Origin of the sequence: Chamaesiphon sp. VAR_48_metabat_135_sub (assembly GCF_031418915.1) — a bacterium.
Taxonomy (GTDB): domain Bacteria; phylum Cyanobacteriota; class Cyanobacteriia; order Cyanobacteriales; family Chamaesiphonaceae; genus Chamaesiphon.
Map to the genome: position 1 here is coordinate 1 of NZ_JANOJV010000063.1, position 16,461 is coordinate 16,461.

The 16,461-nt window shown below is 43.7% G+C and carries 13 protein-coding genes; 2 read left to right on the forward strand and 11 right to left on the reverse strand.

The features are described 5' to 3' along the window. From RMO55_RS05050 to smpB, 11 genes are all read right to left on the reverse strand, one after another. The coding region (locus RMO55_RS05050) for an Hpt domain-containing protein (RefSeq protein WP_310424464.1) at window positions 1-1,221 on the reverse strand (1,221 nt) is incomplete at its 3' end. A gap of 195 nt (window positions 1,222-1,416) precedes the next feature. Then, window positions 1,417-3,321, reverse strand: a complete 1,905-nt coding sequence (locus RMO55_RS05055) for a methyl-accepting chemotaxis protein (protein WP_310424466.1) — start codon at window positions 3,319-3,321, stop codon at window positions 1,417-1,419. Window positions 3,322-3,468: 147 nt separating this feature from the next. Further along, complete coding sequence (locus RMO55_RS05060) at window positions 3,469-5,409, reverse strand: methyl-accepting chemotaxis protein (RefSeq protein WP_310424468.1); 1,941 nt, start codon at window positions 5,407-5,409, stop codon at window positions 3,469-3,471. A 190-nt stretch (window positions 5,410-5,599) separates the two neighbouring features. Beyond that, window positions 5,600-6,052: a chemotaxis protein CheW gene (locus RMO55_RS05065; RefSeq protein ID WP_310424470.1), complete on the reverse strand. Its 453-nt coding sequence runs from the start codon at window positions 6,050-6,052 to the stop codon at window positions 5,600-5,602. Between the two features lie 173 nt (window positions 6,053-6,225). Next, window positions 6,226-6,603 carry a response regulator gene (locus tag RMO55_RS05070; RefSeq protein WP_310424472.1) on the reverse strand — a complete coding sequence of 126 codons (378 nt, stop codon included), beginning with the start codon at window positions 6,601-6,603 and terminating at the stop codon, window positions 6,226-6,228. Between the two features lie 11 nt (window positions 6,604-6,614). Further along, entirely contained in the window at window positions 6,615-7,814 is a 1,200-nt protein-coding gene (locus RMO55_RS05075; RefSeq protein WP_310424474.1) for a response regulator, read from the reverse strand. A 175-nt stretch (window positions 7,815-7,989) separates the two neighbouring features. Beyond that, window positions 7,990-8,547: a hypothetical protein gene (locus RMO55_RS05080; protein WP_310424476.1), complete on the reverse strand. Its 558-nt coding sequence runs from the start codon at window positions 8,545-8,547 to the stop codon at window positions 7,990-7,992. A gap of 306 nt (window positions 8,548-8,853) precedes the next feature. Then, on the reverse strand, window positions 8,854-9,837 hold the full coding sequence (locus RMO55_RS05085; RefSeq protein ID WP_310424478.1) for a hypothetical protein: 984 nt from the start codon (window positions 9,835-9,837) through the stop codon (window positions 8,854-8,856). Window positions 9,838-10,332: 495 nt separating this feature from the next. Further along, complete coding sequence (locus tag RMO55_RS05090) at window positions 10,333-10,890, reverse strand: hypothetical protein (protein WP_310424480.1); 558 nt, start codon at window positions 10,888-10,890, stop codon at window positions 10,333-10,335. A gap of 120 nt (window positions 10,891-11,010) precedes the next feature. After that, the gene (locus RMO55_RS05095) at window positions 11,011-11,994 is read right to left on the reverse strand and encodes a hypothetical protein (protein ID WP_310424482.1); all 984 of its coding nucleotides are present in this window, start codon (window positions 11,992-11,994) and stop codon (window positions 11,011-11,013) included. Between the two features lie 918 nt (window positions 11,995-12,912). After that, window positions 12,913-13,386: an SsrA-binding protein SmpB gene (gene smpB, locus RMO55_RS05100; RefSeq protein ID WP_310424484.1), complete on the reverse strand. Its 474-nt coding sequence runs from the start codon at window positions 13,384-13,386 to the stop codon at window positions 12,913-12,915. A 347-nt stretch (window positions 13,387-13,733) separates the two neighbouring features. Here smpB and murC point away from each other — a divergent pair, with 347 nt between their 5' ends. Beyond that, entirely contained in the window at window positions 13,734-15,167 is a 1,434-nt protein-coding gene (murC, locus tag RMO55_RS05105) for a UDP-N-acetylmuramate--L-alanine ligase (RefSeq protein ID WP_310424486.1), read from the forward strand. 192 nt (window positions 15,168-15,359) lie between these two features. Beyond that, window positions 15,360-16,340 carry a UDP-N-acetylmuramate dehydrogenase gene (murB, locus tag RMO55_RS05110; protein ID WP_310424488.1) on the forward strand — a complete coding sequence of 327 codons (981 nt, stop codon included), beginning with the start codon at window positions 15,360-15,362 and terminating at the stop codon, window positions 16,338-16,340. The last annotated feature ends 121 nt before the right edge of the window (window positions 16,341-16,461 follow it).

The window sequence follows — 16,461 nt, forward strand, 5'->3', positions numbered from 1 at the left end:
CTCGATCGATCGCGGTGGCGAAACCGCTCCATTAGCAAAACGCTCTTCTTGTTGCAAAGGCAGTCTTGACAATAATAGATCGGCTGTCTCAACACTTAAAGATAATGGTTCGCTGTCATCTAGTTCGACTTCTTCATCTAGCAAGAAATCAGCTAATTTGCTGCTAAGTTCGCCACTAAATTCACTTGGTTCTAAGTTAGATTCACTAGCTGGTAAGAGTTCAATTTCTTCATCCAGGAAGAAATCAGCTAATGTACCGCTAAGTTCGCCGCTAAATTCACTTGGTTCTAAGTTAGACTCACTAGCTGGTAAGAGTTCAATTTCTTCAGCCAAGAAGAAATTATCTAGCGAACCTGATAGATCCTCGATATTTGGGTTAGCTGAATCGGAGTCCAACAGATCGATCTCGCAAGATTGGATGAGCACTGTTAGTGTATCTAATCGATCGATCTCAATTTTGGTGAATTCCCCGCTATTTTTGGCACATATTTTGAGAATTTCAAAATATTCAAACCAAACTGATGCCCACAATTGACAATCGGGTTTCGCAATTAGCTGTTCGCAGTCATGAAGTAAGATTGTCCAGTCTTCTGCTAATTCTAAATCTATCCCAATTTGAGTTAGTTGGGCGATCGTCGCTTGAGCTTTTTCGATCGTCTCTGCTGAAACTAATCCCCGATCTGGCAGTTTGGATAAAGCGATCTCCAAATCCAAAATTACTAAGTCAAACCCTTGCTCGGCAAATTCTTGATGTACCTGCTTGAGTTCGTTCCACTCTGGTAGATATAATTGCTTGACTCGATCGCGTAGCTGCTCTAATCGTCTCACGGTTGGCTGCACTTGCTCGATCGCCTGCGCTCCTGTTTCTGTAATTTCCACACTACTGCTCAACAACTCTCCAGCTTCGAGCAGAATTTGACCTAACTCTCCGTCGGCAAGCATTGGAGCTGATTCTAGATATCGCAGATCGGAGAGCAGATCTTCTAATACCATTGCTGCATGTAGCATACCATCCGCCGCTACCGTCACTGCACCACCTTTGACTGTATGAATCGCCCGATAGAGATGCTGGATATCGGCATTCCATGATTGTGGATTCAATTGTTGGATCAGGCTAAAGTAAGTTTCTAGATGTTGCTGGGTATCTACCGTAAACATTTCGCGCAGCTCTTGCTGCAATTCAGCTTCGGCTCTATCGATGTCAGATGGGTACTGGTTCATTGGGGTTTGGGGAGTTGGGATGAAGTGGCTGTTACCCTCTTCCTGAGGATCTACTATGTATGCAGTCGGCTAGACTTTGGCGGAGATGGTGTTACCCCCCCAGCCCCCCCTTATAAAGGGGAGGGAGCCGGAAAGCCCCCCTTTATAAGGGGAGGGCTGGGGTGGGGTAAAGATCTCCGATCGTGATGATTTAATTTAAACTCGCGCTAACTGGCTAGATGTCGGTTGATGAGCTGCTGAATCGATCGTAGGTAATTGTTGTGTCGATCGAGATTCATTGAGTTTGAAGAATTCAACCATTTTGAGTAGTTTTTTGGCTAAATTCCCCATCGACTGTACTTGCTCGCGAGTGATACTGGCGTTGGATTCGGTGATTTGAGCAACGGAGGAAATCGATTGGATGGCTGTCAGAGTATCACTCACTACCTTCACAATATCTTGACTGGAACTATTGACTTGTTTACTCATCTGTGCGACTTCTTCGGTTACTGTTTGAATATTGTCAAATGCTTGGCGAGATTTATTGACCTCTGTTGTAAATTTCTGTACTAGTCGATCGATATCGCCGATATCCTGAGTGAGACCAGAAGTTACAGTTTGGACTCGATCGGTACGTTGTTGCAGTGAGATGAGACTATGGTTGGTATCTGTTGCCAGATCGTTCACTTGACGGGCGATAGTTTCAAATTCTTTGGCAAGGCTGGCAAACTGGGCGGGATTCTGTTCTTTAATTGCCCGACTGGAGAGGGTGGAAACGTTGAGTGCCAAAACGCGAGTCAGAGCTGCAACTCGTTTTTGCTCTTTGGAAAATTGAGCTGCCAAGTCCACAAATTCGGTCAGTAATTCAGATCTTTTGATGATTTGGACAGTACCTTGTTGAAGCGTCTCAATTCCATCTGTGGTGTCGTCGATCGCCTGTTTACCAGATACGACTGCCGATTTAGCCTGTTGTACTGCTGCGGCGGTAGCGATCGCTTGTTGCCGAGAATCGGCTGTCAAAATACTAATATTGTCCATCAGCGATTGAACCGCTCGAACTTCTGTGGCTTGGGATTGGGCTTGGTGTGCTGTCTCGATCGCCCCCTGTTCCAATTGCCCTGCGTCGGTGGTAACTTGGAAAGCAGTGTCTACTACGGCGGAAACAATCCGATCGAGTGACTCAATCAGACGATTGAGAGTATCAGATACTAGTCCAGTTGCCCGATCGCTGACATCTGCCTGAACGGTGAGATCGCCATCTTCGATCGCACAAACTACATCGAGAATGTGGGCGACATCTGCCTGAAGGAGTTCGCCTTCCGATCGAATTTGTTGCTCCTGTTGGACTCGAATATCTACTTCTTTGGCTAGTTGCTCGTTGACGCTGACTAGTTCTACTCGCGATACCGCCAGGGCTGCGGCAGCTTGTCGATCGCGAATATAGTCGAGAACGGCAGATAATACTAGACTCCAACCCGCCAACAAGATTGGTAAAGTTGCTCCCGCAAAAATAATCGAAGCTAATAGCTGTTGTTGATAATTTTTGAGTTCTCGATCGATCGATTGAGCGACTTTCGCTAACACGGTAGCATTACCATCACCAAAAATTTTCTTGGCGGTAGTATAATCAGGACTCTCCAAAACGGCTAGAGCTTCCTTTTTTTTACCTTGGCGCACTAATTTAAAAGCTTTAGCTTCTAACTCAAACAACTTAGTTGCTGCGGTATCAGTTTTACCAGCCTCTTCTCGTAGTTCTGGAGTAACATTAGCTAATAAAGTTTTGAGCGATTCATTTGCTGATGGTTCCAGTTTGTGGTAACGATCCTCCCATTTTACATCCCCTGTATTCAACATCATCAGTGTTGACATCGTAAAAACTTCATCTGTATAGATGACTTCAGCACTAGATTTTTGTAACTGAAACTGTTTAGTCACAGTCGATTGGAAACTATTATAGATACTCCAGATATTCCAAGTTGATATACCAGTTAGCAATAGACTACCCGCGATCGTCACGGTAATCGTGCTAACTAGATTATTCCGCACTAAGGTTTTGAGTTGCTGTAGCGGGGTACCGTTTTTTCCTTCATTTACTTGGAGGGTTGTTTGATTGCTTTTCATTAGGTATTAGGTATTAGGGGTTAGGGGTTAGGTATTAGGGGTTAGGGGTTCGGGATTCGTTATTAGATGCTAAGTTGAGTTAAGAACAAAAGTCTAAAGCCTAAGGTCTAAAACCCAAAGCCTAAAACCTAAAGCCTAAAGCCTCGATTAATTAAGTTGATAACTTGGTTTTGCCTCGGTGGGATCGGAAGCTGAAGTAGCTGCGGGTGTTTCAACTACCATCGGTAAGCTAACTATGGGATCTCGTCGCACTGGTAGTTTAAAGATTTGAATATTGTCGATCAGTCCAGCAGATAGCTCGTTCATTTGGGTGGAGATCGATCGAGCTGTTTGAGATTGTTCGTCGATCTGTGCTGATAGTGTGGCAATTGCGGCGATCGATCGAGCGGTGGAGTCGGCAGAATCGATAATAGTTTGACTGGTTTGAGCTAATACTTCTCCAGATTTAACTACTTTTCCGGTTACAGATTGCACGGTGGCAAATACTTCACGAGTTTGTTTGACACCTTGAGTAAAGCTATTTACCAAACCGCCTAACCGTTGAACTTCACCATCGACATCAGACACTACTCTATGAATTTGGGTATTTCGTTGTTCGAGACTAGTCAATCCTTCATTAGTTTTTTGTGCCAGTTGACTGACTTGTCCAGCGATCGATTCAAATTCCCGCGCTACTGATTCAAACTGTTTAGGATCGCGCTGTTCGGCGGCTCTAGCTGCTACCAATGATGCATTCAGAGCGAGAATTTGGGTCTGAGTCGCAATGTCAGTTTGATCGTCAACAAATCGATCCGATAGTCCGACAAATTCACCTAGTGCCTTCATTTGCTGGACGATCCGATCGCTACCTTGTTGTAAGACATCAATGCCTCGATCGAGCGATCCGACCGTCAGCTCTCCAGTAGTTACCGCCGTCTGTAGCGATGCCAATGCCAAGTCGGTATCAGCAAGCTGATTTGCCGCATTGTTAGCAGACTGACGTACCGTTTCGGTCAATCCTAATACTCGATCGACTGACTTAGTTTGCGCGCTGGTACTTGCCGCAACAACAGTCGCAATCTCTTCTTGAAAATTACTATTGACGGCTACCCGTTGCGCCTCGATCGATACCTGGGAAAAAACTATGCCCAATCGCTCTACCAGGCGATTTAAGACATCACCCATCAGTCCAGTTGCTCGACCGTTAACGGTCGCATTGACAGTGAAATCACCAGCCTCAATCTCACAAATTACATCTAATAGTTCGCCGATATCTTGTTGTAGGAGATCTCGCTCTTCTGTTACGGTCTTCTCCTGCTCTTGACGAATTTTTGATTCTACTTCTAAAGCTTTGTTCGCGGCAAGTAAGCTGGTTTGGGATTTTTCGATCTCAATTTGAGCAGCCAGTCTGTCACGAATATAGTCGCGAACAGCAGATAAAACAAAAGTCCAACTTGCTAGCAAGATCGGTAAAGTTGCACCCGCAAACACGATCGAGATTAATAACTGTTGCTGATAATTTTCAAGTTCTAATTTAATGGAATTTTCAACTTTTGCTAAAACTTTACTATTGCCATCACCAAATATTTTCTTATTGGCAGCATATTCAGGCCCCATCAAAACTTTATAGGCTTCCTTTTGCTTACCTTCCCGCACCAATTTAAACGATTTTTCTTCCATTGCAAACAAGATATCGCCGGCTGTATTCGTTTTAGCAGCCTCTGCTCGCAGTTCGGGTGTAATTTTTGCTAAAAACTGTTTCATGGTCGCATCCCCTGGAGTCAACAGTTGCCTGTACCGATTCTCCCATTGCAAATCCCCCGTACTCACCAGCATCCGCGCTGACATGGTGAAATATTCATCGTTATAGACTAGTTGGCTACTGAGTTTTTGCAACTCAAACTGCTTGGTTACTGTCGATTGGAAGCTATTGTAGATACTCCAAATATTCCAAGTCGATGCCCCTGTCAGCAACAGACTACCCGCGACTGTCACGGTAATCGTACCTACCAGATTCTTCCGTACCAAAGTTTTGATGCGTCCTAGCGGGGAAATCGATGGGGATTGTTGTTCTTCGCGTACTTGGTTGTCTGTCTGCTTGCTATTCATTGGGATTAGATGGTAGAAGGGTGATGATGCTAGAGAGTGTGGGGGTGTGGGGGTGTGGGGGTGTGGGGGTGTTGGGGTGTTGGGGTGTTGGGGTGTGGGGGTGTTGGGGTGTTTACTACTCCGTTACTCCGTTACTCCGTTACTCCCCTACTCCCTTTCCCCTTTACCCTTTCTCCCTAAAACCTAAAGCCTATCTCCGTGGTTGCCATAAATCTGGAGGAATCAAACCTGGATGCATCAGTAGCATTGGAGTGTCAGTTGTTGGGGCTGTAAATATTTCTGCGGGTAAATCTTGGCGAGTACTACTACCGATGGCTCGATCAATGATTATGCCGATATTGGCGATCGAGCCTGCTGTCTCGTTGAGTCTCACCACCACCAAGCGTTCGCGCAGAGCAAATTTTTCGACTTTTAATAAGCGAGCAGCCGCAATTAGGGGTAAGATCTGACCGTCGTGGTGAATAATTCCGGTCAACAGTGGGTCGTAAAATGGTAAATCGAGGATTTCAGATCGATCGATTCGCAAAATTTCTGCAATCCAAACAGCCGGAAATACGAGCGTAAAGCGTTCGACTTCGGTAGAAATAAATCGATCTGCTAATGCTGTCTGGGTCTCAATTGGTGGAGTCTGAATGGCAATCATCGGTCTAGGTGTTGGGTATTAGGTGTTGGGTGTTAGGTGTTAGGTGTTGGGTGTTGGGTATTAGGTGTTGGGTATTAGGTGTTGGGTGTTGGGTATTAGGTGTTGGGTGTCTGAATGCTAAAGCCTAAAGCCTAAAGCCTAAGACCTAAAGCCTAAAGCCTAAAGCCTAAAGCCTAATTAGCAGGGATTGTTACAGGCATTTTTGCGAGGATTTCTTCGACGGTTTCTCGACTAACAGGTTTGGGTAGATAGTCATTTGCACCAGCCCGATGGATGCCATAGTTCATTTCTAATGTTGTTTTTTTGCTAGAGCACAAGATCGTATACTGACTTGCTGTTTTGGGATTTAGCCGCATTGTGCGTAAGAACTTATAGCCATCTTGTTCTGGCATCACCACATCTAGAAACACTACGTCGTAATTACCAGTCTCGATCGCGTTCATCGCATCTTTAGTATTCTCATGTCGATCTACTTCATGCCCCAATGTCTGCAAGGCAGAAGTCAAAGCGTGTGCATCTACTGCACTATCGTCAATAATTAAAAATCGCATATTAGATATTTTTAGTTTTGTGAATAATTATTTGTCGGAGTGCCTACCAGCTTCAGCAACATTTCCTCAAGTTGAACTTGAAACTCTCCTACGGCTCCTGGTGTCAAAGGTTTTGTCAGAAAGTCGCACCCAGTCCATTGTGCCCGCCATCGATTGGCAAGTTTTTGTTCTCCAGTCAAAATGACTAGCGGAATTTTCGCTAATTGAGGTTGTTGACGAATTTGCTTGACAAGCTCAAATCCCGAAATTCCTGGCATGTTAATATCGATAAAAATCGCGGCTGGCTCGATCTCCACAATTTGAGCGAGAGCTGTTTCTGACTGTTGACAGATGACAACTGGATAACCCAACCCTTTAACCCAATGCTGGAACTGTGATAAGATCATCGGCGAATCATCGATCGCCATAATTGGTGAAAGTGTATTTTTTTTGGGTAGTTGAAAACTGACCAAACCATTTTTCGCCAGTTTGGCAAACATTTCAGCGATCTCTAAAGTATCTTTCGCCATCTCCTCGGCGATCTCATTTAGCGTTTGTTGAGATTTAACCAGACTTTCAATCCGCTGCTGCTGTCCATCCGGTAGATTCGATTTCTCTATTGCTTGTCGATTTAGGACGGGAATGAGATTCATCGAGGGCACTTGGGACTGTAATTTCCCCCACTGTAACTGCCGTTGCTTGGCTTCTTCCAGTAGCGTAATCGGGCTAAAACCTGCTAGCGGCAATTGAGTCGCCAAATCTCGATCGGGAATAAATCTAGCATTGCCGTTACCCATCAGCAAGTAAATATCTAAATCGTTTAAAATCTTGGTTTTCATCGCCTTGAGCAGTCGATCGTCATCAATCAGACCAATTCTCTTCATCTCGGCTAATAATTGAGCTGGACTGAGTGCTTGCTCTTCAGCCTTGGTCTTAAGCTGTTCAAATCTCGGCCTGACCAACTCATTACGGGTATAGACGATGTATCTATAGACAACTTTCATCAAGCTCTGCACCGACCACAAGCGATCGCCTGAGTACAGAATTTGACCATTGGCGATACCTAAGTTCCAATGCAAGAGTTGGTCTTGACCTACCAGCCTCTCAGCATGAGTATCGAATTTATGTTCCCAATACCCAACTTTGCTACTCTGAATGTGTCCGAGCAATTGTTGTGGTAGTTCCCGAGCCGGAAACGAGAACTGATCTGCTGTGGCAATAAGTCGATTCATATTTCTAGTACTAAACCTGTCCTTATTTCTAGATTACCCATCGAAGCACTGGATCTTTCATCATCCTCAAAATTTAGGTTTGGGTATTATCTAGTTAAAGATCTCGACACAAAAAAACCAGCAAGATCCTTGTAGATTTTTGCTAGTCTTTCTTCTATTCCCGATTTCCTCGCTCCTATCCGCCGATCCGCGACCATTTAGGACGAGTAAGTAGTGTCACGATCGTAACATTCAAAATAAATAGATAAAGCGGGAAAACTACAAATGAAAAAGAAAAAATCTCGATCGCAAATAAGTTTAATATAGCTGAACTAAAAGACATCACCCAAAATAATAGATCTTCTGATTTTGGATCGTGATAAATCTTTCTAATCGTTGGTACAGCACCAAGTGTATCCATGACAATATTCATCAATAGTGCCACTAACGGCGATCCAGATTGCCACCATAACAATAGACTCAATCCTGCACCACCGAGGCAAATTCGATCTAAAAGATCCCATTTGCCTTGACTATATTTAAATGCATAAAAAGTAATAATAACTTGGCTAATTACCTGTGCAATTTGTAGCCATAGTGTATTGGTGGCACCAAGCGAATAGGAACTTCCCAATAAGATAAACCCGATTGTCGTCCAGATCCCCCATGTCACCCGATTGGGACGGGTGTCCCCGCGCCGAATTGAGAGAATGTAGGGAATATTTCCGAGTAGCAAAACTATGCCTGATGCCATCCCTAAAATTGCGTGCCAGTTCAAGATCGATATTCCTTTGCTGATTTAACCTTCCAAATCTAATATACCCCCGACTTATTGAAAAGTTGGAAGTATCTCAAAAGGTATCATTGTTGAACTACTGTATTAATCGCGATCGCAATGTAAGAGGGTGTTTGAAAAGTTATTTTTGTTAGGCATAAACCCTGGAGATCCCCCTGTCTTATGTATACAGGGTAGCCTTAAAAAAGGAACTAAGAGTACGATCTTAGCTCCTTTTTTCAGGGGGTTTGGGCATTTAGATCTCGAAACGAAGTCCAGCCGACACTAGACTAAAGCAAGTTCTTTAACTGATTGCTTTGATTGCTTGACAAAGATTTGAGTTTCTTCATCAACTCGGCTAAACATATCCTGTTCCAAATTCATAAATTGTCCGAAACCTTCCAATACCCACTGCATAATTTGCGCTTTGGATTCAGGACGATAATCCCCGACCAGATTTAAGGCATCAACCACACACTCGAAGTGAGAAGCTTCCACACCACCAGCACCTTCATGGCTCGCATGGATCAACACATAGCACCAAGGGTGATAACGATGTCCGCAGAGTTCAGCCGCTGGAGTTTTGCGCAAAAAGGCATCAAAACCAACATTTTTGTTGTCATGACGGACAACTTTATCGAGCAATCCATACTCGATATCGCCAAATAATTCTGAAGCGGCATGAAATCCCATGCTCCGAATTAAAGATGCGGCATTTCCAGGCACACCAGCATAGCCTTCCATAATGCCATTGCAGATATCAGTCATCCACAGGGGTACATTCGCAAATTGATTGCGCTCATCGATCGACAGATCGGCATAATCTCCAATTGTGCGAAGCAAGAGTTGCGCGAGGGTACGATGGGGCGCACCATCATTTGTACCTTCATCAGAAGCAGCAATCATCACTTTAGCCGACAGATTAAATCCGCGATCTGCTTCTTCAATTACTTTAACGTTAGGATCGTTGAACAGATAGCGAGACATGGCAATGGAACTCGCCAATCTGGCAATCACAGCGGAAGTATAGGCGTTGAAATGCGTGTACCGCTGGAAAAACATGTACAATCCAGTCGGATTTTGAATAGCGCGATTAAAATAGTTCTCGATCTTTTCTTCAGCCTCAGCAACAGCAAAACACTGACGAAAGAAATCTCCAGAAAATGGTTTAACACCATTTTTCACTGCTATATTAGCTTTAATAGTTACTTGTGCTAAATTTGCGATCTCAACTGAATTTGAAGTAGTTTTGGTTTGCAAGCTTGACATATGAAAATAACTCCTATTCTGGAAATGGGGGGTGACGATTTTAGCTGCTTGTGTGACGCAATTAGCCGAAACTGAACAATTCAGTTCGAGTGTTAAAAAATGCTACTTTTGTAAGAGATTTTATCGGCTATCTTTTATTTAAAAGACTTCCGGCTCACATGCCAAGTAACTTTTTATACTTAGAATTCAATATTGACACGTAGACAAATGGTTGTCAATAGTGTGACAGATCATATATTTCGATGAGCGATCTACTCAATAATATCCACAAGTAAATCAGATAGACTGCGATCGATATCACAATAATTCTCGAAAGAATAATACCATTGCATCTTGCCCGATCGATATCTGTCGATCGAGTTTGAAGACTCGATTATAACTACAAAAACTGGTACCTTATTGGTACCAGTTTATTGATTCAGGATAAATTTAGAGCCGATTCAATCGATATTTATTTAATTATTCAGCAACGTCTATTTCTTAACCGTCTATTCTCTATACCCTAATTGACGATCGAGCAGGACGAGTAAGTAGTATAAGGAAAACAAAATTCAGCCCGAATAAATACAGCGGAAAAACTACAAACGATAACGAAAAATTCTCGATCGCCAGTAAATTCAACACTGCTGCAACAAAATAGACCGCCCAGGCGCGGAGATCTTCGGAAGTTGGATCGTAATAAACTTTTTTAATCGTGGGGATCGCCCCCAGCAAATCCATTGCCGTGTTCATCAACAATGCCACTAATGGAGATCCAGAACAGCACCACAATAGTAGACTCAACCCAGCTCCAGCCAAGCAGATTCGATCTAACTGAGTCCAGCTACCTCGACTATATCTAAACGCATAAATGGTAATAACGAATTGACTGATTACCTGGGAAATTAGCAACCACAGCGTATTTGTAGCACCAATCGCCTGGTAGCTACCCAATAAAATAAAGCCGATCGTCGTCCAAATTCCCCATGTAACTAGATTTGGACGAGTAGCCCCGCGCCGAATCGAAATAATGTAGGGAATATTTCCCAGTAGCAACACAATACCCGATGCCATACCTGCGATCGCGTGCCAATTCAAGATCGATATTCCTTTGCTGATTTAATTTTTCGATTCGTAGAGTAGCTAATATCCCCGACTTCTTCGAGAAGTCGGGGATATATTTACGAGTATTTCCTAAACTAAAGCAGGCTCTTTAACTAACCGCTTGACAAAAGCTTGAGATTCTTCGTCAACACGTTTGAACATATCTTGCTCCAAAGTCATGAACTGCTCGAAACCTTCAAACACCCATTCCATAATTTGCTCTTTGGATTCAGGACGATAATCCGCCATGAGATTTAAAGCATCCATCACACAGTCAAAGTGCGAGGCTTCCACACCAGCAGCACTTTCATGGCTCGCATGAACCAATACATAACACCAAGGTTGGTAACGATGTCCGCAAAGTTCAGTCGGAGGAGTTTTGCGTAAGAAAGCATCAAAACCGACATTTGCGTTATCGTAACGGACAATTTTATCGAGTAATCCATGTTCGATATCGCCAAACAATTCCGAAGCTGCATGGAATCCCATGCTCCGAATTAAGGCTGCTGCATCACCAGGAACACCAGCATAGCCTGTCATAATCCCATTGCAAATCTCAGTCAACCATGCTGGTACATCTGCAAATTGATTCTGCTCGTCGATCGACAGATTTGCATAGTTTGCCATTGTCCGCAGCAAGAGTTGAGCGAGAGTACGATGAGGCGCACCATCATTCGTACCTTCGTCATAAGCGGCAACCATTACTTTCGCAGATAAATAAAATCCGCGATCTGCTTCTTCTCTGACTAGAACAGTAGGATCGTTGAAGAGATAGCGCGACATCGCAATCGAGCTAGCGAGTCGCGAAATCACAGCGGAAGTATCTCCGTTGAAATAAGTATAACGCTGGAAGAACATGTACAATCCAGTCGGATTTTGAATTGCACGATTGAAATACCGCTCGATGTTATCTGCTGCTTCAGCAACAGGAAGACACTGGCGAAAGAACTCGATCGAAAATGGCTTAAAATTATTTTGCAAAGCCACATTAGCTTTAACCATTGCTTGGGCTAGATTGGCAGTCTTGGCAGTCTTAATTGGATTTAAAGTGGTTTCGATTTGAAAACTTGACATACAAAAATAACTCCTGTTATCGAAATTTACTTTCTATCTCAGATATTTGTGCCTTTTGTTGCAACTATATAAAGCTAAAAATTTAATAGAACGAATCTAAAAAAATTGTATGAGTCGCAAGGGTTTCTCGATCGTCTTTAGTTAAAAAAGATCGGTTTTTTGGAAAAAGGAAGATTTTAATAATCTTTTCAAATTCTCATCTGAATTCCAATACTTGTCAACAGTGCATTAGAAATAATATTTGTATAAAAAATGCAATCTAGTGCAATGCAAGTAGATGCTGGCGTTCCAAAGCTTACTTTACTTGTCTAGGTAAGAAGACAGATTCTCTTGCCTATATACTATTCAGAGCTTACCGCTGCACTCTACAATCTCGATAAGATGCGATTTAATTATCGACTAAATCGATATTAAAATAGGTTACACACACTGACTCAACTGCAAAGAATACTACCAAATCTAAGAAACATTTGCTTGGAGAATAAATATTTCGATCGAAATACGGCAAATATTAGCTGAGTCGATCTCCTGGTCACAAACGTACTTATAGTAAGTTTCTTGAATTTAGGACGATCGAGAAACTATTGTCTTATGTTTACATTCACATCTTATCTGTCGTTCGATCTCCGCTTCAATCTGTCAACCGCAAAATATCGTAATATTGAATACTAATTTCCTCGAAATGAGCAATACAATGTATTGGGCACGAAAAATTTCGGTCGATCAAAAATAACATCGACACGGCTCTCGCGTACTTATGGTGATAATTTAATCTGAATTGAAAGGGGAAGAAGGCACGATCGATGTTTAATTGCACTATTTTCCCCAAAATAGCAGCAGAGCCAGAGACTCTATCTTCGATCGAGTACCAATATTTTTTAGAGATCGGTTGTTGGTACTCGATTAAATTACACGTCCCTAACCTCGTTTCATTGCTCGATCCATATCCCGTTTATCATCTCGTTTCTTAAGATCGTCCCGCTTATCGTGAAGCTTCTTCCCACGGACTAGCGCGATCGTGACCTTCACCTTACCCCGTTTGAGATACATTTTCAACGGCACCAATGTCAATCCCTGCTGTTCGACTTTACCTGTCAGCTTGCGGATTTCTTGCTTGTGCATCAGCATTCTGCGAGTGCGTGTCGGCTCGTGGTTGAAATATGCTCCTGTAGAAGTGTGAGGGGAAATGTGGGCATTCAGCAGCCAAATTTCACCCTTACGCAGCAAACCATACCCATCGCGCAGGTTAGCTTTGCCCTGGCGAATAGATTTTACTTCCGTTCCCATCAATTCAATCCCCGCTTCGTAAGTTTCGAGGATCTCATACAGAAAACGCGCTTGCCGATTGTCGGCAACAATTTTGATACTGTCAGATTTTTCTTTCTCGCTCATGCTTCTATTTTACTATTGACCAGCGCGAGTGTCCAAAATGTGATGAGATGCTTTTTAGCCCTTCCCCTTTCACCCTCCCCACACTAACAACATCGGTTAATACTTAGTCTTTTTGGTACCAAAAGAATGTAACTTTGCCTAAAGTTCTGGACTAATTGGTGAAATTTGGTATAGTTATTCCATCAAAAGCGATTTTTTACTCCAAAGTGTTGTACTCAAAGAGTAAACTTCGTCAACGACACTAATCAGTCGAAGGATGCAGACAAATTTAGATCGAAAACAAACAATTATTGGTATGATAACGCCTGTTACGAAGGGTTGTTCTATCTGGCTGGTGAAGAAGTATTATGGGTAATTCTATTGATTTTGGTGGTCGTCCGATTCATTTTATCGGGATTGGGGGGATTGGCATGTCAGGACTTGCCTATGTGCTGGCACGACGTGGATTACCTGTCTCTGGTTCCGATTTGCGATCGACTAATATTACCCAAAAGTTGGCAGCCGAAGGTGCGCACATCTTCCTGAAGCAGGATGCCAGTAATTTAGAGTATTTTCAGCATCATCTATCCGGTCATTCTACGCCTCAAGTCATCTGTTCGACAGCAATCGGTAAAACGAATGGGGAACTTGCGGCGGCTCTAGAATTAGGCTGTCCGATCTTTCATCGATCGGATGTACTGGCAGCATTAATTAGCGAATATTCGAGTATCGGGGTGGCGGGTACCCACGGTAAAACTACTACTAGCAGCGCGATTGGCTATATGTTGGTAGCGGCGGGAGTCGATCCGACGATCGTCGTAGGTGGCGAGGTGACTGCTTGGGATGGGAATGCCCGAGTTGGTAATAGTGAATATTTTGTGGCTGAGGTCGATGAATCTGATGGTTCGATCGTCAAACACTCACCTAAGATTGGCGTGATTACCAATATCGAACTGGATCATCCCGACCATTACAAAAATCTTGAAGAGGTAATTGATGTCTTTACCATATTTAAGCAGCAATGTCAAATCACGATCGGATCGGTAGATTGTACGATCGTTCGCGAGCGGATTAAACCGACGATTTCCTACAGTGTCGAGCCTGGACAAGCTGCTGACTATACAGCTAGCGATATCAATTATCATTCGGCAGGAACTTCTGCCCAAATATATGAATACGGGAAATTATTGGGCACACTAGAGTTAGGGGTGTTAGGCAAACACAACTTGAGTAATGCTCTAGCGACGATCTCGGTGGGTCGCAAGATTGGCTTGGACTTTCCATCGATCTCCGCTGGTTTAGCGACCTTCGATGGTGCCAAACGACGGTTTGAACTTCGAGGTTATCAGAATAGTATTACTTTTATCGATGACTACGCTCACCATCCCAGTGAGATCCTGGTCACACTCAGTGCCGCCCGCTTGCGAGTAGGTGCCGAGCGTCGAGTCGTAGCCATCTTTCAACCCCACCGATACAGCCGCACCTTAGAATTTCTGGCTGAGTTTGCCCAATCTTTTAAAGATGCCGACTTAGTAATCATTACAGATATTTATAGTGCGGGAGAGACAAATACCGGAGCCATTAGTGGCGAAAAAGTAGTCGCAGAAATCGGACATCATCATCCAAATGTTTGCTATCAACCGACTCTCGAAGCTGTATCCCAGTATCTGACCCAAAATCTCCAGCAGGGTGACATCTGCTTGTGCCTGGGTGCTGGTAATCTCAACCAAATTATTCCTAATCTAGTAGATTTTTATCGAACTAGTACCTCCAACAGCAAAAAAACAGAAACTGTAGTCTAATTCTCGGTGTTTAGTGTATCATCGTGCTAGATTATCCCTAATTAAGCAATTAAGCTGTGGTCAATGTCATTTATTGACTCGATGGTGCGGTAACGACAGCTCTATTGCTTAATCCTAGACTATCTACATCTAACAATTTCTGTTTGCTGGTAACGTTCTTCTGGCTTTAACAAACTTCTTTACTTTTCCACCATGACACTTTCTCAAGATCGTTCCCCCAGTGTAAATACTCGGATTCAGCAGTCGTTAGAAGTCGATGTCCATACTTATCCAGAGCTGGAAATCCCCACTGACTGCCCCATTAGGTTGGCTGTATCGCTCAAAGGTTTGACAACGTGGAAAGTAGGTGGAGCCGCCGAATGGTATCTAGAACCCCGCACTTTGGCTGAGACACAAAGTGGTCTAGCTTGGGCTAGGCAGAATGGCTTACCGATTACTTTCATCGGAGCTGGTTCTAACTTACTAATTAGCGATCGAGGTTTAGCAGGTTTAGTAATTTGTACTCGCCATTTGCGTCATGTCAATACTCAATTTGACAACGAGACTCGATCGATCTCCGCAGATGCGGGTAAAATGGTCGCTAGCCTGGCTTGGCAAGCAGCTCGAAGGGGTTGGGGTGGAATGGAGTGGGCGGCTGGCATTCCAGGCACTCTAGGCGGTGCTGTAGTGATGAATGCAGGGGCGCACGGACATAGTACTCAAGAGATTTTAGTTAGTACAGAAGTGTTAAATCTGGACGGATCGATCGAGACACTCACCAATCGAGACTTAAACTATAGCTATCGGACTTCCAAGCTCCAAGGTGACTCGCAACTAGTACTGAGTGCCAAATTCCAACTGCAAGCAGCAGGCGATCCTGAAGACATCAAAGCCCGTACGTTTCGCGACTTAGAAAAACGCCACAGCACCCAACCTTACGACAGACCTAGCTGTGGCAGCGTATTCCGCAATCCCAGCCCCCAACATGCAGCCGCCCTAATTGAGGGTTTGGGACTCAAAGGTTATCGCATTGGCGATGCCGAAGTTTCTACGCTCCATGCTAATTTTATTATCAATCGTCAAGATGCTACTGCCAGTGATATTAGGTCATTGATTTACTATGTCCAGAGCCAAGTTAAGGCCAAACACTCGATCGAACTCGAACCAGAAGTTAAAATGCTTGGTGAGTTCTAAATTAGGGAATAGGGGATAGGGAATAGAGGATAGGGGGTTCGATCTCTGTTTGGGTACCATAAATAAGTAGACTCAACGGTACTAATCAACTCCCTACCCCCCATTCGGATACCCTCACCCC